At 69.6% G+C, this 17,139-nt stretch carries 16 protein-coding genes; 8 read left to right on the top strand and 8 right to left on the bottom strand.

Going from position 1 to position 17,139, the window contains the following annotated elements; all coding sequences use genetic code 11:
• The first annotated feature begins 122 nt into the window (after positions 1-122).
• From ACQPXM_RS21165 to ACQPXM_RS21195, 7 genes are all read left to right on the top strand, one after another.
• Entirely contained in the window at positions 123-2,603 is a 2,481-nt protein-coding gene (locus ACQPXM_RS21165) for a CehA/McbA family metallohydrolase (protein ID WP_432935615.1), read from the top strand.
• 462 nt (positions 2,604-3,065) lie between these two features.
• On the top strand, positions 3,066-4,754 hold the full coding sequence (locus ACQPXM_RS21170; protein ID WP_432935617.1) for a nitrite/sulfite reductase: 1,689 nt from the start codon (positions 3,066-3,068) through the stop codon (positions 4,752-4,754).
• Positions 4,751-4,900 (top strand): hypothetical protein, encoded by a 150-nt coding sequence (locus ACQPXM_RS21175; RefSeq protein ID WP_166665480.1) that lies wholly within the window; start codon positions 4,751-4,753, stop codon positions 4,898-4,900. The genes ACQPXM_RS21170 and ACQPXM_RS21175 overlap by 4 nt, the downstream gene beginning before the upstream one ends.
• On the top strand, positions 4,897-5,583 hold the full coding sequence (locus ACQPXM_RS21180; protein WP_432935620.1) for a phosphoadenylyl-sulfate reductase: 687 nt from the start codon (positions 4,897-4,899) through the stop codon (positions 5,581-5,583). Before ACQPXM_RS21175 ends, ACQPXM_RS21180 begins: the two co-directional genes overlap by 4 nt.
• Complete coding sequence (cysD, locus tag ACQPXM_RS21185) at positions 5,580-6,506, top strand: sulfate adenylyltransferase subunit CysD (protein WP_432935622.1); 927 nt, start codon at positions 5,580-5,582, stop codon at positions 6,504-6,506. The genes ACQPXM_RS21180 and cysD overlap by 4 nt, the downstream gene beginning before the upstream one ends.
• Positions 6,506-7,867 carry a sulfate adenylyltransferase subunit 1 gene (locus ACQPXM_RS21190; protein WP_432935624.1) on the top strand — a complete coding sequence of 454 codons (1,362 nt, stop codon included), beginning with the start codon at positions 6,506-6,508 and terminating at the stop codon, positions 7,865-7,867. The genes cysD and ACQPXM_RS21190 overlap by 1 nt, the downstream gene beginning before the upstream one ends.
• Positions 7,864-8,646, top strand: a complete 783-nt coding sequence (locus tag ACQPXM_RS21195) for a sirohydrochlorin chelatase (RefSeq protein WP_432935626.1) — start codon at positions 7,864-7,866, stop codon at positions 8,644-8,646. The genes ACQPXM_RS21190 and ACQPXM_RS21195 overlap by 4 nt, the downstream gene beginning before the upstream one ends.
• A gap of 63 nt (positions 8,647-8,709) precedes the next feature.
• On the opposite strand, the gene ACQPXM_RS21200 is transcribed toward ACQPXM_RS21195, so the two are convergent.
• The 8 genes from ACQPXM_RS21200 to zapE form a co-directional block, all read right to left on the bottom strand.
• Complete coding sequence (locus ACQPXM_RS21200; protein ID WP_432935628.1) at positions 8,710-9,090, bottom strand: VOC family protein; 381 nt, start codon at positions 9,088-9,090, stop codon at positions 8,710-8,712.
• Between the two features lie 4 nt (positions 9,091-9,094).
• Positions 9,095-10,258 (bottom strand): N-methyl-L-tryptophan oxidase, encoded by a 1,164-nt coding sequence (gene solA / locus ACQPXM_RS21205; protein ID WP_432935630.1) that lies wholly within the window; start codon positions 10,256-10,258, stop codon positions 9,095-9,097.
• 12 nt (positions 10,259-10,270) lie between these two features.
• Positions 10,271-11,035, bottom strand: coding sequence for a phosphotransferase (locus tag ACQPXM_RS21210; RefSeq protein WP_432935632.1), 765 nt, complete (start codon positions 11,033-11,035; stop codon positions 10,271-10,273).
• Positions 11,036-11,047: 12 nt separating this feature from the next.
• Positions 11,048-11,902, bottom strand: a complete 855-nt coding sequence (locus ACQPXM_RS21215) for a PPK2 family polyphosphate kinase (protein WP_432935634.1) — start codon at positions 11,900-11,902, stop codon at positions 11,048-11,050.
• A gap of 62 nt (positions 11,903-11,964) precedes the next feature.
• Entirely contained in the window at positions 11,965-12,696 is a 732-nt protein-coding gene (locus tag ACQPXM_RS21220) for a hypothetical protein (RefSeq protein WP_432935636.1), read from the bottom strand.
• A gap of 144 nt (positions 12,697-12,840) precedes the next feature.
• Entirely contained in the window at positions 12,841-13,566 is a 726-nt protein-coding gene (locus tag ACQPXM_RS21225) for a hypothetical protein (RefSeq protein ID WP_432935638.1), read from the bottom strand.
• A gap of 147 nt (positions 13,567-13,713) precedes the next feature.
• Positions 13,714-14,445 (bottom strand): hypothetical protein, encoded by a 732-nt coding sequence (locus ACQPXM_RS21230; protein ID WP_432935640.1) that lies wholly within the window; start codon positions 14,443-14,445, stop codon positions 13,714-13,716.
• Between the two features lie 146 nt (positions 14,446-14,591).
• Positions 14,592-15,602, bottom strand: coding sequence for a cell division protein ZapE (gene zapE, locus ACQPXM_RS21235; protein ID WP_432935642.1), 1,011 nt, complete (start codon positions 15,600-15,602; stop codon positions 14,592-14,594).
• Positions 15,603-15,803: 201 nt separating this feature from the next.
• Here zapE and ACQPXM_RS21240 point away from each other — a divergent pair, with 201 nt between their 5' ends.
• Positions 15,804-17,135, top strand: a complete 1,332-nt coding sequence (locus tag ACQPXM_RS21240; RefSeq protein ID WP_432935644.1) for an ABC transporter substrate-binding protein — start codon at positions 15,804-15,806, stop codon at positions 17,133-17,135.
• Positions 17,136-17,139: the final 4 nt, after the last annotated feature.

Genomic DNA, 17,139 nt, shown 5'->3' on the forward strand with positions numbered 1-17,139 from the left:
ACCTGTTCCCGGCCGGGTCCCCTGCCTTCCCGGCAACGGACGCGAAACGTTCATCGCCGCTGCCTAGCGTCGATCCGCCTGCGCCCCCGGCCCTCCGCATCCCCATCGACTCCCGGAGTCCCATGAACCACGCATCCCCTGAAGAGATCGCCGGAATCAGTCGCCGCCAGGTGATCGCCACCGGCGCCCTGGTCGCGGCCGGCGGCCTCGCCCCGCTGCCCGCCGGCGCGGCGCCCGCCAAGCAACCCGACGAGTCCAGCACCAAGCACGGCGAAGGCCAGGCACCACGAGGCGAATGGCTCGCCGGCGACACCCACGTCCACGACGACCACTCGTCCGACGGCAGCCTGCCCCGGCAGACCTCCGGCCAGCGGCTGCCCGGAAACCTGTCGGTGGCCGACCAGATCGGCCAGGCCGAGCGAATGGGACTGGACTTCCTGCCGCTCACCGATCACCGCACGTACGACCAGCACTGGGATCCGCAGTGGCGATCCGAGAAGTTGCTGCTGATCCCCGGCGAGGAGGTGAACGGCTCGCCGCACGCGATCGTGCTGGGCGCGGTGGACACCGTTGTCGACGGCGCCAACCCGCCGGGCTCGGCGGCGTACCGGCACGTTCAGCAGTCGATCTGGGACGCGCACGCGCAGAACGCCGTCTGGTCGACCGCACACCCGGACAACGGCGAGTACACCCCCGCCGCAGGGGTGAACGACAACGCCAGCGCCCAGGCCGTCGACGTCGTCGAGATCTGGAATCCGGCCTCCGACCCCGACGCCCAACTCGACTACGCCGAGAACCGCTGGAACCGCGGGTTCCGCTTCGGCGCCGTCGCGGCGAGCGACTGTCACTTCCGCGAGCTGTGGGGAACGGCCGGTCCAGGCGAGGCGACGACGTGGGTTTTCGCCGCCGAACGGACGCAGCGCGCGGTGCTCGACGCCCTGCGGGCCGCCCGCACGACGGTCTCCTACAAGCCGACCGGACTGTTCGTCACCCTCGAGGCCGACCTGGACGGCGACGGGATCTTCGAGCTGATCGGTGGCGACGAGGCAGTACTGCGCACCGCCACGCTGCCGCGGCGAGCGGCTCTGCGGGTCCGGGTTCGTGGCGGAGTGGGCACGCGAGTGCTCGTGCACGCCGCTCCCGGCCGCGCCGTCGCGCCGCTGGCCGAGTTCAAGCCGACCTCCGCGGACGCGACGTACGTCGTACCGGTCGGGAAGCTGGCGGGGACGCACAGTTGGTGGCGGGTCGAAGTCCGGGCGCCTGGAGACGTGTCTGGCCGGGACGCTGATCCGACGCTGCCGGATCAGCTGCGGGCCGCCACTTCCCCGGTGTTCGTCTCAGTGGGTACTGCCGCCACGGCCGCTCCCGAGCTCGCTCTGCCCGCGGCCTCGACCGGCGAGGACCACTCCGAACGGGTGCTCGGCGAGATCGGCGAGTTCACCGGCTTCGCCGACGTCTCCGTCCAGGACGGCGTCACCCATGTGGTTGCCGAGAGCCACCAAGATGGCTCGGTGGGCGTGCTGTACCGGCGCCAGAACGCCCACGGCAGAAGGGAAACCGTCCTTCAGCTGTCCGACCGGTCGCATGTCGCCCGAGCTCCGCGCGTCGTTGCGTCGGGCAAAGACGTGTGGGTGGTCTGGCAGGACGAGGACGGCGAGCAGCCGCACCGGCCGGACATCGTGCTGCGGCACAGCGGCAACGGCGGTCACACCTTCGCCCCACCGGTGCGACTGAGCACCGGAAGCGGTCGTGCCGTCCACCCGGCGATCTGCGTTGCCGACCGGCGTCCGGTGGTCGCGTGGGCCGACAACACGGCCGGCGCGTTCGACGTCCTGGTCCAGGTCGTCGGCGTCGACCGGCACCCGGTGAACATCTCGGCGCCGGGCAAGGCCACGTCGGCCGGAACGCCCGACGACGCCCGCTCGCCGCGCTACCCGGCGTCACTGTTCCCGACCCTCACGGTCAGCCGTGACCGCCGGCTCGTGGTCGCCTGGCAGGACAACCGGTACGACGCCGACCCGCTCTGGACCGGTCACACCCCGCCGGCCGGCCAGGCGCCCACCGGCAACTCCGACCCGGACAACTGGCAGATCCTCAGCTCGGCCCGCGACCTCGGCGCCGACGCCTGGACGCCGCCCGCCCGGATCGCGGTGACGACGATGGCGGACCGCCACCCGAGCATCGCCGCCGACCGCGAAGGCACTCTCGTCGCCATCTGGGAGACCAAGACCCTCCAGAGCTCGGGCGCCAACCTGTCCCTGCGCGCGAGCCGTTCCAGCGACGGCCTCACCTGGTCTGTGCCAGAACCCGTCGCTTCCGCGCCGGCGGCGATGAGCCAGCGCCCGCGGCTCGGCCGCGACCGCGACGGCTCGATCCGGGCCGTCTGGTACGACTCCCGCTCGGCCGACTGGCGATGGAAGGTCTTCACCGCCACCGCCGGCCGGACCGGTTGGTCGGCGCCGGTTCAGCTCAGCACGGCAGGCAACAACACCTGGCCCGCGGTCGACCAGGGCGTCGTGGCGTTCACCACAGACCGGGCCGCCGAGCGCGACCAGCGCGATCGGACCCAGCAGGTCCACCTGGTGACCATCCCCCGGAGCTGAACAGCTGAGTTGTGGTACGCCGAAGACGACCGTCCCGGCGTACCACAACCGGTCAGTAGACCCTTTCGGCAATAGCAAGTGTTCTTGTGCAAGACTTCTTGCAGATCACGATCTGAGCGCGAATCATTTCCCACCAGACTGCTAGACTTATCCGCATCGTGAGATCTCATCTCGAATAGCAGGATTGGGAGTTGATTTAACAGCTAGCTGACCTGATCGTTGTGAGCATGCTCGCTGCCCTGACCACCCACCTCGTAGGTCGCATTCACGTCGACCTCGGGCGGATGCGCAGCGCCATCTGTTGTCCTTCGACGTTCTGACAGCCACCCCGCCGGGCCGGTCACGGCCCCCTGATCACCTGATCATCGCTGGGTGCGCACCGCGCAGACCGGATCGAACCGACGACGCTTCGAGCCCCCATCGCGAGCGCACCTGTCTGTAGAGACAAGGACACGCCCCCAGATGACTGGCGTCACCTCTGCCCCCCGCAAACCAGCCCGCCCCCGCAAGGGCAAGGGCGAAGGCCAGTGGGCGCTCGGCTACCGCGAGCCGCTGAACAAGAACGAGGAGAACAAGAAGAACGACGACGGCCTGAACGTCCGGGCCCGGATCGAGAACGTCTACGCGCACGGTGGTTTCGACTCGATCGACCCGGCCGACCTGCGCGGGCGCTTCCGCTGGTGGGGGCTCTACACCCAGCGCAAGCCCGGCATCGACGGCGGCAAGACCGCGACGCTGGAGCCCGAGGAGCTGGACGACAAGTACTTCATGCTCCGGGTCCGGATCGAGGGCGGCCAGCTGACCACCGAGCAGCTCGAGGTGATCGCGGAGGTGTCCACCACCTACGCCCGCGACACCGCCGACATCACCGACCGGCAGAACATCCAGCTGCACTGGATCCGGGTCGAGGACGTGCCCGCGATCTGGCAGAAGCTCGAAGCGGTCGGCCTCTACACCACCGAGGCCTGCGGCGACGTGCCGCGGGTGATCATCTCCAGCCCGGTGGCGGGCATCGCCGCCGACGAGATCATCGACCCGACGCCGGCCGTCAACGAGATCGTCGACAAGTACATCGGCAGCACCGAGTTCTCCAACCTGCCGCGCAAGTTCAAGACCGCGATGACCGGCCACCCGTCGCACGACGTGGTGCCGGAGGTCAACGACATCAGCTTCGTCGGCGTCGTCCACCCCGAGCACGGCCCCGGCTTCGACCTGTGGGTCGGCGGCGGCCTGTCCACCACCCCGATGCTCGCCCAGCGCGTCGGGGCGTGGATCCCGCTCGACGAGGTGCACCTGGCCTGGAAGGGCGTCGTCAGCATCTTCCGCGACTACGGCTACCGCCGGCTGCGCAACCGGGCCCGGCTGAAGTACCTGGTCGCCGACTGGGGCATCGAGAAGTTCCGTGAGGTGCTGGAGAGCGACAAGTACCTCGGCCGGAAGCTCATCGACGGCCCGGCGCCCGAGGTCCCCGCCGTGCAGGGTGACCACATCGGCGTGCACCGGCAAAAGGACGGCCTGTACTACGTGGGCGTCGCGCCGGTGGTCGGCCGGGTGTCCGGCGCCAAGCTCGCGCAGCTGGCCAAGGTCGTCGCCGCGCACGGCTCGAACCGGATCCGCACCACCGCGCAGCAGAAGCTGATCGTGCTGGACGTCGAGGAGGCGCAGGTCGAGTCCCTGGTCGCGCAGCTGGCCGACCTGGGCTTCCAGGCCCGGCCGTCGGGCTGGCGGCGCAACACGATGGCCTGCACCGGCATCGAGTTCTGCAAGCTGGCGATCGTCGAGACCAAGGCCCGCGCGGCCCAGCTGATCGACGACCTGGAGGAGCGGATCCCCGACCTCGACGTCCCGATCACGGTCAACCTGAACGGCTGCCCGAACTCCTGCGCCCGGATCCAGGTCGCCGACATCGGCCTCAAGGGCCAGCTGGTGATGGATGCCGAGGGCAAGCAGGTGCCGGGCTACCAGGTGCACCTCGGCGGCGGGCTCGGTCTCGACGCCGGCTTCGGCCGCAAGCTGCGCGGCCACAAGGTCACCTCCGATGGGCTGACCGACTACATCGAACGCGTCACCCAGAACTACCTGAAAGAGCGGTCCGAGGGCGAGCGCTTCGCCCAGTGGGTCGTCCGTGCCGATGAGGAGGCTTTGCAATGAGTGAACGCGCAGCACCTCTCTACTGCCCGTACTGCGGGGACGAGGATCTTCGTCCGTCGGAGGAAGGGCACGGCGCCTGGGAGTGCCGGCCGTGTGCACGGGTGTTCCAGCTGAAGATGATCGGACTGCGGGTGACGGTGGAATGAGTACTGACCTGAAGACGCTCGCCGAGGAGGCGAACGAACGACTGGCCGACGCGTCGGCGCACGACGTCCTGGCCTGGGCGCACGAGACCTTCGGCCCGGAACTGGTGGTGACCGCGTCGATGGCCGACGGGGCACTGCCCCACCTGGCCGCCGAAGTTGCCCCCGGCATCGACGTGCTGTTCCTCGACACCGGCTACCACTTCGCCGAGACGATCGGGACCCGCGACGCGGTCGCCGCGACGCTGCCGATCAACCTGATCAACGCGACGCCGAAGCAGACCGTCGCCGAGCAGGACGCGACGTACGGCAAGGACCTGTTCGCGACCGAGCCGGACAAGTGCTGCGCGCTGCGCAAGGTCGAGCCGCTGAACCGGGTGCTGTCCGGCTACAAGGCCTGGGTGACCGGCGTACGGCGGGAAGAGGCGCCGACCCGGGCCAACACCCAGGTCGTCGAGTACGACGCCAAGCGCGACATGGTGAAGCTGAACCCGATCGCGCCCTGGACCCAGGCCGACCTGGACCGCTACATCAACGACAACGGCGTACTGGTGAACCTGCTGCAGTACGACGGCTACCCGTCGATCGGCTGCAAGCCCTGCACGAAGCAGGTCGCGCCGGGCGAAGACCCCCGCAGCGGCCGCTGGGCCGGGCAGGGCAAAATCGAATGCGGGTTGCACGTATGACGGCCGTTGATCTGCCCCAGGCAACCATCGCCCCGGTGACCGAGCTCGACGCGCTGGAGAGCGAGTCGATTCACGTGTTCCGGGAGGTGGCGGCGGAGTTCGAGCGGCCGGTGATCCTGTTCTCCGGTGGCAAGGACTCGATCGTGATGCTGCACCTGGCCCGGAAGGCGTTCGCGCCGGCCGGTGTCCCGTTCTCGCTGCTGCACGTCGACACCGGGCACAACTTCTCCGAGGTGCTCGACTACCGCGACGCGACCGTCGACGCGCTCGGGCTGCGGCTCGAGGTGGCGCGGGTGGAGGACTACCTGGCCGACGGGCGGTTGCGTGAGCGCTCCGACGGCACCCGCAACCCGTTGCAGACGATTCCGCTGCTCGACGCCATCAACGCGCACCGGTTCGACGCCGTGTTCGGTGGTGGCCGGCGCGACGAGGAGCGGGCGCGCGCCAAGGAGCGGATCTTCAGCCTGCGCGACGAGTTCGGGCAGTGGGATCCGCGCAACCAGCGGCCCGAGCTGTGGTCGCTGTACAACGGCAAGCACAAGCCGGGTGAGCACGTGCGGGTGTTCCCGCTGTCCAACTGGACCGAGCTGGACGTGTGGAGCTACATCGCCCGCGAGGGCATCGCTCTGCCGAGCATCTACTACGCCCACGAGCGCGACGTGTTCGAGCGCGACGGCATGCTGCTGGCCGTCGGCCCGTACTCACAGCCCCGGGAGGGCGAGCAGGTGACGCGCCGCGTGGTCCGCTACCGGACCGTCGGCGACATGTCCTGCACCGGAGCCGTCGCCTCGACCGCTTCGTCGCCGGCCGAGGTCGTCGTCGAGGTCGCCGCGAGCGAACTGACCGAGCGCGGCGCGACCCGGGCCGACGACCGGGTCAGCGAAGCCGCCATGGAAGACCGCAAGCGGGAGGGGTACTTCTGATGAGCACCACGCAGACAGCGCACGCCGATCTGGCCCCGGCCCCGCATGCACAGGCCGATCTGCAGCAGCTCGCCCAGCGCCGGTTGTTGCGGCTGGCAACGGCCGGCTCGGTCGACGACGGCAAGTCGACGCTGGTCGGCCGGCTGCTGCACGACTGCAAGGCGATCCTCGCCGACCAGATCGCGCACGTGCAGACCGTGTCCGAAGCCCGCGGCGGCGACTTCGACTTCGCGCTGCTCACCGACGGCCTGCGGGCCGAGCGCGAGCAGGGCATCACGATCGACGTCGCCTACCGGTACTTCGCCACCGACAAGCGCTCGTTCATCCTGGCCGACTGCCCCGGGCATGTGCAGTACACCCGGAACACGGTCACCGGCGCGTCCACGGCCGACGTCGTGATCATCCTGGTCGACGCGCGGCACGGCGTACTGGAGCAGACCCGCCGGCACCTGGCCGTCGCCGGACTGCTCCGCGTGCCGCACGTCGTACTGGCCGTGAACAAGATCGACCTGGTCGACTACGACGAGCAGGTCTTTCGCGGGATCAGCAAGGACGTCAGCGAACTGGCCGACCAGCTCGGCATCGCCGACGTCCAGGCCATCCCGGTCTCGGCCCTGGTCGGCGACAACGTCGTCGACCACAGCGCGAACACCTCCTGGTACGACGGCCCGACGCTGCTGGAGTTCCTGGAGAGCGCAACCGGTCGTTCCGACGCCTCCGGGCAGCCGCTGCGGTTCCCGGTCCAGTACGTGATCCGGCCGCAGACCGACGACCAGTACCGCGACTACCGCGGCTACACCGGAACCGTTGCCTCCGGCACCGTCTCGGTCGGCGACCAGGTGATCGTGCTGCCGGCCGGCCGGCGGACGTCGGTGGCCGGGATCGACCGGGCCGTGATCACCGCGACCTCGACCGCCGTCGAGGAGCGCCCCGTCGCGGTCGCCGGCGAGGCCGTCACGCTCCGGCTGGCCGACGACATCGACGTGGCCCGCGGTTCGGTCATCGTCGCGGCCGACTCCTCCCCCGGCACCCGCCGGGAGCTCCTCGCCACCGTGTGCTGGCTGTCCGACCGCCCGCTGTCGGTGGGCGCCCGGCTGCTGATCAAGCACACCACCACCACCGCCCAGGCGATCGTCACGAAGATCAACGGCGTACTCGACCTGGACACGCTCGGAGTCATCGACGCCGCCGGGCTCGACCTGAACGACATCGGCAAGGTGCAACTCAAGGTCGCCGCACCGCTGGCCGCCGATCCGTACTCCAGCAACAACATCACCGGTTCGTTCCTGCTGATCGACGCCCACGACGGATGGACGCTGGCAGCCGGCATGATCGACGAAGAAGAAGGGGAACTGCTGTGACCGCACCTGCGCTCGTAGTCCTCGCCCACGGCAGCCGCGATCCGCGTTCGGCCGCCACCGTTCACTCGCTGGTCAAGTGCCTGCGCGAGCTGCGGGACGACCTGCGGATCGAAGCCTCCTTCCTCGACCACTGCCCGCCCACGCCGTACCAGGTGCTCGGCAAGCTCGCCGCCGAGGGCGTCGAGGAGGTCGTGGTCCTGCCGCTGCTGCTCTCGTCGGCCTTCCACGCCCGGGTCGACATCCCGGCCGTGGTGGACGAGGCGCGCAGCCGGTTCCCGGACCTGCGGATCATCGCCTCCGACGTGCTCGGGTACGACGAGACGCTGCTCGACGTGCTCGACCGCCGGATGCGCGCCGAGCTGAAGGACGGCCGGGTCCGCGAACTCGACGCGCTGGTGCTCGCCTGCGCCGGCTCCAGCGACACCCAGGCCAACGCGGCCGTCACCAGGCTCGCCCGGCTCTGGGGCCAGCGGCACAAGCTCCCGGTCACCGCGGCGTTCACCACCGCGGCGTCCCCGAGCCCGGCCGAGGCCGTCCTGCAGTGGCGGCTGGAGGGTCGCCGGCACGTTGCCGTCGGCTCCTTCTTCCTCGCGCCCGGCGTCCTGCCGGACCGTGCCGAGTCGACGGCCCGCAAGGCCGGCGCGGTCGCGGTCTCCCGCCCGCTCGGGGTGAGCGCCGAGGTCGCTCGGTTGGTCATGCTCCGCTACGGCGTCGCCGGCCTCGACCTGCTCACGCTGGCCGCCCCGGCACCGCGGCCGCAACTGGTCCGCACCGCCTGATCCCTGTCCTGAGAACGACCCACGGAACGGCCCAGAGAACGCTCTCTGGGCCGTTCCTGGTGTTCAGGTCTTCTGAACCAGCTGGATGGGATTGCCGTCCGGGTCCGCGATCCAGGCGATCCGGAGGACTTCGAGCCAGTCATGGGGTGCGGACAGGGACGCGGATCCCGCTGCGGTCAGCCGCTCGTACTCGCCGTCGGTGTCGTCGCACCACAACACGAGCTCGGCGGCCCGGCCGGTCAGGGACGGGGTCAGCCCGTGGTCCTGCCGGGCCGACTCCACGTCGGCGATGCCGAGGTTGAAACCGTCGAGCACCAGCTCGACGTGTACCGGCGGCCCGTCGGCCGGGTACTGGAAGCGTTGCTCGAACCCCAGGCCGAGGTAGAACTCACGCAAGCGCTCCAGGTCGTCGGAGTAGAAGGTCAGTTGAGGGCTTCGGAACATGCCCTCATCCTCGACCAGTGAAGCGCCGCGGGTCCAGGAACGTGGTTTCGCAGTACGGGGTCTCGTCGAGCGTCAGTTGCGCGAGCAGTTCGCCGAGACCGCCGGCGTGCTTGAAGCCGTGGCCGGAGTCGCCGCCGGCGATCACCAGGCGTCCGGTGTCGTCCGGCCGGCCGATCAGGAACTGGCCGTCCGGGGAGTCGGTGACGATGCACGGGAGCAGCTTGACCGGGATCGGGTCGAGTCCGGGGAACGCCTCGGCGACCGCGGTCGAGATCTCGTCCACGTCGCCACGGGGATGCACGTAGCGATCGACCTCGTCGGCGTCCGCGAACGGCGTACCGGCGACGCGGCCGTCGTTCTCCAGGCCGAGCTTCACGCCGTAGCCGTCGGCGGAGCCGTGGCCCCAGAAACCGGTACCGCCCGAGCGTTGCCAGATGAACGCGGGAAAGCGCTCCAGCGTGAACTCGTCCGACGCCGGATCACGCGGCTCGAACCAGTACAGCGGCGTCCGCCTCGGCGTCAACGGCAGACCGGGGACGACCTTGCCGAGCCAGGCACCGGTCGCCACGACCACCCGCTCGGAGCGGATCTCGACGGTCGGCGTACGGATCAGGACGCCGTCGCGCTCGACCTCCACCGCCGCCACGAGCGTGTGCGCGAAGACGCGAGCGCCCGCCTGCCGGGCCGCGTCGACCTGCGCTTGCACGATCGGCTCGGGGAAGCAGATCCCGGCACCGGGATCCCAGACGCCGACGTCGTCCGCGCCGAGAGCGCCGTACTGCGGCTGGCGCGCGACCAGCTCCGCGTGGTCGAGCTCGACGACCGGCACACCGGCCTTCGCGGCCGCTGCGAGCGCACCGGCGACCGGCTCGCTGCCAGGTGGGCCGGCGTTCAGCGAGCCGGTCTGCTCGACGAGCACCTGGCCGGTCTGCGTTCCGAGCGCGGTCCACAGTTCGAGCGACTTCTGCGCGATCGGCGGCAGGCCGGGGTGCTCCATGCAGGCGATCCGGAACAGCCGGGTGATCCCGTGCGATGAGCCCAGCGCGTGGCCGATCGCCTGGCGTTCGACGCCGATCACGTTCACGCCGCGTGCGGCCAATCGCCAGAGTGCGGCCGATCCGAACGCGCCGAGACCGACCACCACCACGTCCGTACGCAAGGTTTCCATGCAACCTCCCGGTCAGCCCCAGGTGAGCGGATCCAGCAACAGGTAGAAGTCCAGCCGGCGCTGGTCCGGTTCCTCCAGACCGTACGCGCGCAGAAAGCCGTCCGGCGGCAGGTCCCACTCGTCGAGCAGCTGCACGGTGGTCAGCGCGAGATCGGTGTACCGGTCGGCCCAGCCGAGCCGGCCGAGATCGATCAGGCCGGTCAGCTCGAGCGTCTCGGGGTCGAGCAGGATGTTGGGCAGGCAGGCGTCGCCGTGGCAGACGACCAGGTCGGCGACCTTCTCGGCGTACGGCTGCTCGTTTCTCACCCGCTGCAGCAGGTCTTCGGGACGCTCGTGCCGCGACTCCTCGCGGAGGAACTGCGGGTTCACGGCCCCACGCCGTACGACGTCCGCCGCCTGCTCGACGACCTCGCTCAACGGGCGGCTGAACGGGCAGCCGGTCAGCTCGTGCAACGTCCGGAACGCCTCGGAGAGCCGAGATACCGCTCTCTCGCGTTTCTCGGGCGGCAGCTCGACCGCCGCGACACCAGGCACAGCGGAGGTGATCAGGCAGGCACCGTCGGCGGTCTCGATCCAGTCGAGCACGTCCGCGCCCGGGAACCCGGTACCGCTCAGCCAGATCGCGCGATCGCGCTCTCCCCGGAGCTCCTCGATCCCCCGAGCCGGCGCACACTTCGCGTACGCCGTACCGTCCGCTCGCCGGAACACGTCGGTGTCCGACTCCCCCGACCCCACTGGGACCCACTCACCAACCGGCAACACCACTGAATGACTCACCCTGTGAAAACGTCAGGTCGTCGCAAGGCGCGCTTTCTCCGTCTCGACGTCGAAGTCGGCCTTGGGCCACTGCGGGTCCAGCTCGCGCAGAGTCTCGAGCAGCAGGGTCGTGACGGCCCAGTTCCGGTACCACTTGCGATCGCTCGGGATCACGTACCAGGGCGCCGCCGGCCCGTTGCACTTCTCCAGCGCCGCCTGGTACGCCTCGGCGTACGCCGGCCAGAGCTCACGCTCGTCGATGTCTCCCGGGTTGTACTTCCAGTGCTTGGTCGGGTCGTCCAGCCGGGCGGCGAGGCGCTCCTTCTGCTGCTCCTCCGAGATGTGCAGGAAGCACTTGAGGATCGTGACGCCGCTGTCGGCCAGCTCCGCCTCGAACTCGTTGATCTGCTCGTAGCGCCGGTTCCAGACCGGCGGGGCGACGAAGTTCCGGACCCGGGCGATCAGCACGTCCTCGTAGTGCGAACGGTCGAAGATCCCGATCATGCCCGGCCCCGGCAGCGCCTGCCGGATCCGCCAGAGGAACCCACGCCGCCGCTCGGCCGGCGTCGGCGCCTTGAACGAGGTGATCCGCAAACCCTGCGGATCCATCAGCCCCGCGCCGTGCCGGATCACACCGCCCTTGCCGGAGGTGTCCATTCCCTGCAGCACCAGCAGCACCGACCGGTTGCCGCCCTTGCGCCCCTCGGCGAACAGCCGCTCCTGCCAGTCCGACACCTCGTCGCCGAGCGCCTCCAGCGCGACCTTGCCGTCGTCCTTGGTCCCCTCGAACCCGGTCGTCGCGCGCGGGTCGTACGCACTCAGGTCGACCGGCCCCTCCGGCACTCGCAACGCGTCGAGCAGCTTCCCGTCAGCCCTGTTCTTCGCCATGACGCCATCCTGCCCCATCCGCACCGGCGAACCGGCGAGGACAGGGCAGGAGTCGTACGGCGTCAGCGGGTGGTGACGGCGCTGCCGAGGTCCCAGCTGATCGGCGTCGAGTACAGCGCGAAGCGGTAGTCCCGCACCTTGCTGTACCGGTACGAGAGCGTGACCTCGCCCTTGGAGTTGGTCCACAGACCACCCTTGAGCGTCTGCCACACCGTCGAGCCCTGCTCGCGGAACTGGAAAACCCCCGCGGCCGACCGCTTGAAGTAGGAGTTGGTGGAGACCGAGTACAGCAGCGAGGTCCCCTTCAACGTGACGACGTCCCCGGTCCGCGACGACGAAATCCACGCGCCCGCGGCGAGCTTCACCGTGACCGACAGCTTGTTCTGGGTGTTGGCCGAGCCGTCGGGGTTGGTGCTGCCGACGCCGTAGAACTCCTGCACCCCGATCGGGTGGTCGGCCGGGACGTACCAGGAGCCGTCGCCGAACTCGTAGTCCTTGTCGAAGATGACCTCGTTGACGATGCCCTTGCTCGGGTGCCGCAACCACCAGCCCGACTGCGGGTCGGGATTGGCCGCGCAGGTGCCGCTCAGCTTGCCGTACAGCATCAACTCCGGGCGGCCGATGGCGACCCGGGTGGGTACGGACAGATTGCAGGTCCCGGCGGCGTCACGGGACGACGAGGCCTGCGGCGTCCAGTGGGCGCCCGGCTCGGGCCTGGCGGCCGACGCCGAGAGCGGCGCCACCGCGGCCAGACCGGCCACCGCGAGGGCGGCCGTCAGCGTACGACGAATCATGGGAGTGCTCCTTGGTGTCATGCGTTGATGGCACTGGGCCCCCCAGCACCGACGATGACCGGAGCGTAGTGGCCGGGAGGGTCCCTCCCGGCCACCATCACGTCAGCTCAACCCGGCCCGCGGCCGGATTGCAGCTTGTTGCAATCAGCGGGTGGTGACGGCGCTGCCGAGGTCCCAGCTGATCGGGGTCGAGTACAGCGCGAAGCGGTAGTCCCGCACCTTGCTGTACCGGTAGGACAGGCTGACCTCGCCCTTGGAGTTCGTCCACAGGCCGCCCTTGAGCGTCTGCCAGGTCGTCGAGCCCTGCTCGCGGAACTGGAAGACACCCGCGGCGGACCGCTTGAAGAACACGTTGTTCGACACCGAGTAGAGCAGCGAGGTGCCCTTCAGGGTCACCACGTCGCCCGTGCGGGACGACGAGATCCAGGCGCCGGCGGCCAGCTTGACCGTGACCGGGACGCTGTTCTGGGTGTAGGTGGCGCCGTCGGTGTTCTTGCTCCAGGCCGGCTTGAAGGTCTGGCTGCCGATCGCGTCGTCGGAGTAGACCCACCAGGTGCCGTCCAGGTCCGGGTCGGTCGCGTCCCAGCCGATGAAGTTCACGTTGCCCTTGGAGGGGTGGTTCAGCAGCCAGACCGAGCTGTTGCCGGCCCGGTTGCAGTCACCGCTGATCTTGCCCGGCAGGATCAGCAGCGGCTTGCTGATGGCCACCCGGTTCGGGACCGAGACGTTGCAGACGCCCGCGGCCTGGGCCGACGCGGCGGGGGCCTTGACGGCCGGTTCCGGAAGCGGCCGGCCGGCCGAGGCCGCCAGCGGCGTCACGGCCGCGATGCCGAGCGCGGCAACCGCGGCCGTGAGGGTACGACGAATCATTCGATGCTCCTTGCGTCAAACATGACGGCGCTGGGACCCCCCTCAGCACCTGGTGATGGGCGGAGCGTAGTCCGTGGCGGAGTCCGGCCCAGCCCATCACCGCATCGAATGAGACCTGCGTCACTGTCGAGCTGCAGCTTGTGGCAATCAGCGGGTCGTGACGGCGCTGCCGAGGTCCCAGCTGATCGGCGTCGAGTACAGCGCGAAGCGGTAGTCGCGGACCTTGCTGTAGCGGTACGACAGCGTGACCTCGCCCTTGGAGTTGGTCCACAGACCACCCTTCAGGGTCTGCCACACCGTCGACCCCTGCTCGCGGAACTGGAACACACCCGCGGCCGACCGCTTGAAGTACGCGTTCGTGGTCACGGAGTAGAGCAGCGAGGTGCCCTTGAGCGTGACGACGTCGCCGGTACGGCTGGACGAGATCCACGCGCCCGCGGCGAGCTTCACCGTGACCGGGACGTTGTTCTGGGTGAACTGGGTGCCGTCCGGGTTGATGCTGCCGATGCCCTGCCAGGTCTGCGTGCCGATCGGGTGCACGTCCGGGACCTCCCACCGGCCGTCACCCAAGGGGTCGACCGGGTCGAACAGCAGGCCGTTCACGTCACCCTGGCTCGGGTGGTGCAGGATCCAGCCCGACGTGTTGTCCGGTACGGCGCACCCGCCGCTGCGCTTGCCGTACAGGGTCAGGCTCGGCCGGCCGATGGCGACCCGGGTCGGCACGGAGAGCGTGCACGGGCCGTCGGCTTCGGTGACGGAGACCGGGCCCTTGAGACTCGGCGGCATCACCGGGCCGGGCCGGGCGGCCGAGGCCGACAGCGGCGCGACGGCCGCGAGGCCGACGACGGCCACCGCGGCCGTGAGGGTACGACGAAACATTCGATGCTCCTTGCCTCGAACCTGACCGGCACTGGGACCCCCCACAGCACCATCTGATGCGGCGGAGCGTAGTGCGCGAGCGGCTCATTCCTGGCGGGAATCCACGCCGGCTGCGGCATCGCGCAAAGGCCGTCCGTAAACCGGACTCAGTCCATCCCGGCGTGGGCCAGCGCGATCAGGCGGGACAGCGCGCGCAGGTACTTCTTGCGGTAGCCGCCCTTCAGCATCGTGGGCGAGAAGAGCTCGTCGAGCGGCACGCCACTGTGCAGCAGCGGGATGTCCCGGTCGTACATCCGGTCGGCCAGCACGACCAGGCGCAGCGCGATGTTCTCGTCGGTGAGCTCCCGGACGTCGGTGATGCCGACCGCCTCGACGCCGTCCAGGAACGCGCCGTACTTGCTGGGATGGAGCTCGCCGAGATGGCGGTAGAGATCGACGAAGTGGTCGCAGGACGCGTTCGGGAGGCCGGCCGTCGCGCGCTCGACAGCGTCGTCGGACCAGGGGGCCGGGGCGACCGGAAGGCCACGGTGACGGTAGTCGGGGCCGTCGATCCGGCGTACGTCGAAGTAGCCGGCCAGGGCCTGGATCTCGCGCAGGAAGTCGGTGGCCTGGAAGCGGCCTTCGCCGAGCTTGTCGGGCAGCGTGTTGGAGGTCGCCGCCAGCTGGACCCCGGCGTCGACGAGCTGGCGAAGCAGCCGCGAGATCAGGACGGTGTCGCCGGGATCGTCCAGCTCGAACTCGTCGATACAGATCAGCCGGTACGCCGACAACGCCTCGACCGCCGTCCGCAGACCGAGCGCGCCGACCAGGTTGGTGAGCTCGACGAACGTGCAGTACATCTTCGGACCGGCCGAGACGTGCCACAGCGACGCGAGCAGGTGCGTCTTGCCGACGCCGAAGCCGCCGTCCAGGTAGATGCCGGGCTTGAGCGTCTCGGCCGGGGACTTGCGCCGCCACCACGACTTCTCCCGGCGCGGCTCGGCCAGCACCTTGCCCCGCTCGACCAGTACGCCGAGCACCTCGGCCTGGCTCGGCTCGTCCGGCGCGGGCCGGTACGTCTCGAACCGCACGGGTGCGAACCGCGGCGGCGGCACGCACTCCGACAGCAGCCGGTCCGGACTCACCTCCGGCCGCCGCTCGACCAAACGGATCGGCATACCGCCACCCTACGATCCGGCCGCCCGTCGATCCGAATCCCGGGGCACCCCTATCCGGCTGGGCGGACGGTTCGGCGTACGGGCCACCCGGCGCCTCGGGAAACTCTTGGGAAACAGCGACGTGATCTTGCGCGCTTTCTTACATTCAGTTAGGAAGTTGTCATCGGGGTCCGCAGCCGGCTGAACGACCGAGGAGTCAGCATGCAGGGTGAACGGCAACTCCCATCCTTTTCCGCCACACCGTTTCGACGACGGAGCCTGCTCAAGGGCGCGCTCGGCGGTGCCGCCGCGCTCGGGCTCGGCTCCTCGCTGGCCGCCTGCAGCAACGACAGCGGCGGCGGCTCCGGCGGCGGCAAGGCCGTCGTCCGGGTCTGGTCCTGGTACAGCGACCAGGAGGACCAGTTTCCGAAGCTGATCGAGAAGTTCCAGGCCGCGCACAGCAACATCACCGTCGAGAACCGGATCTTCGGCACGCCCGACCAGTACCTGCCGGCGCTGCAGGCCGCGGTCGCCGGCGGCGACGTCCCGGAGATCTTCGCCCCGCACACCCGGGCCCTGACCTACGGCACCGGCGGCGTGTCCGCCGACCTGAAGAAGGAGCTCGGCGACGACTTCCTGAAGGACTTCTTCGACTCCGCCAACCAGGAGTACACCCTCGACGGCAAGCAGTACGCCGTGGGCTGGATGGCGCAGACCTTCGGGCTGTTCTACAACCCCGACCTGCTGAAGAAGGCCGGCGTCGGCGATGACGAGATCGAGACCTGGGACGACCTGATCGCGGCCGCCGCCAAGATCCGGGCCATCGGCAAGCATCCGGTCGCGCTGAGCTGCAACCCGACGACGAGCTCGCTGGACTTCTTCCTGCCGTTGCTGACGCAGGTCGCCGACGACCCGACGTTCTACCTCAAGCTCGACCAGCTCTCCGACGGGCTGACCTACGAGGATCCGAAGGTCGTCCAGGCGCTGGAGCTGAACCAGAAGATCGTCAAGGGCGGCGTCTTCCAGCCCGGCACGACCGGCACCAGCGGCGATCAGGTCCCACAGATCTTCTACACCGAGAAGTCGGCGATGCTGTTCAACGGCTCGTGGACGCCGCAGGGCCTGTCGAAGGACGCTCCCCCGGCGTTCGCGAAGAAGTACAAGGTGATGAAGACGCCGGCGATCGCGCCCGGCAAGCGGCACTGGTGCGCGAACCAGGCGGGGGCCGGCTGGGCGGTTTCGGAGACCAGCAAGAACAAGGACGCCGCGCTGGAGTTCCTGCGCTTCCTGTACGCCGCCGACCAGTACTCCCCCACCATGAACGATTCGAACTCGATGCCCGCGACCAAGAGCGCCGCGGCCCGGATCGAGCTGCCGATCATGAAGCAGATGACGTCGTGGCTGATCGACGGCGACGGCTGCCCGCACATCCCGTTCGGGCCGGGCTCGGTGGCCGCCGGCGATCCGCTGTCCAAGATCTTCGACGGGACCGGCGAACCGGCCGCGGTGGCCAAGGAGATGCAGCAGGCGGTGCAGAACGCCAAGGGCGGCTGATCGG

This window comes from Kribbella sp. CA-253562 (assembly GCF_050942265.1).
Classification (GTDB): domain Bacteria; phylum Actinomycetota; class Actinomycetes; order Propionibacteriales; family Kribbellaceae; genus Kribbella.

What these genes read in the sequence shown, in the direction of transcription:
- ACQPXM_RS21165 (WP_432935615.1), top strand. Translation starts at nt 123, where the DNA reads ATGAACCACGCATCCCCTGAAGAGATCGCCGGAATCAGTCGCCGCCAG.
- ACQPXM_RS21240 (WP_432935644.1), top strand. Translation starts at nt 15,804, where the DNA reads ATGCAGGGTGAACGGCAACTCCCATCCTTTTCCGCCACACCGTTTCGA.
- ACQPXM_RS21190 (WP_432935624.1), top strand. Translation starts at nt 6,506, where the DNA reads ATGAGCACCACGCAGACAGCGCACGCCGATCTGGCCCCGGCCCCGCAT.
- ACQPXM_RS21180 (WP_432935620.1), top strand. Translation starts at nt 4,897, where the DNA reads ATGAGTACTGACCTGAAGACGCTCGCCGAGGAGGCGAACGAACGACTG.
- ACQPXM_RS21220 (WP_432935636.1), bottom strand. Translation starts at nt 12,696, where the DNA reads ATGATTCGTCGTACGCTGACGGCCGCCCTCGCGGTGGCCGGTCTGGCC.
- solA (WP_432935630.1), bottom strand. Translation starts at nt 10,258, where the DNA reads ATGGAAACCTTGCGTACGGACGTGGTGGTGGTCGGTCTCGGCGCGTTC.
- zapE (WP_432935642.1), bottom strand. Translation starts at nt 15,602, where the DNA reads ATGCCGATCCGTTTGGTCGAGCGGCGGCCGGAGGTGAGTCCGGACCGG.
- ACQPXM_RS21170 (WP_432935617.1), top strand. Translation starts at nt 3,066, where the DNA reads ATGACTGGCGTCACCTCTGCCCCCCGCAAACCAGCCCGCCCCCGCAAG.
- ACQPXM_RS21200 (WP_432935628.1), bottom strand. Translation starts at nt 9,090, where the DNA reads ATGTTCCGAAGCCCTCAACTGACCTTCTACTCCGACGACCTGGAGCGC.
- ACQPXM_RS21230 (WP_432935640.1), bottom strand. Translation starts at nt 14,445, where the DNA reads ATGTTTCGTCGTACCCTCACGGCCGCGGTGGCCGTCGTCGGCCTCGCG.
- ACQPXM_RS21175 (WP_166665480.1), top strand. Translation starts at nt 4,751, where the DNA reads ATGAGTGAACGCGCAGCACCTCTCTACTGCCCGTACTGCGGGGACGAG.
- ACQPXM_RS21225 (WP_432935638.1), bottom strand. Translation starts at nt 13,566, where the DNA reads ATGATTCGTCGTACCCTCACGGCCGCGGTTGCCGCGCTCGGCATCGCG.
- ACQPXM_RS21215 (WP_432935634.1), bottom strand. Translation starts at nt 11,902, where the DNA reads ATGGCGAAGAACAGGGCTGACGGGAAGCTGCTCGACGCGTTGCGAGTG.
- cysD (WP_432935622.1), top strand. Translation starts at nt 5,580, where the DNA reads ATGACGGCCGTTGATCTGCCCCAGGCAACCATCGCCCCGGTGACCGAG.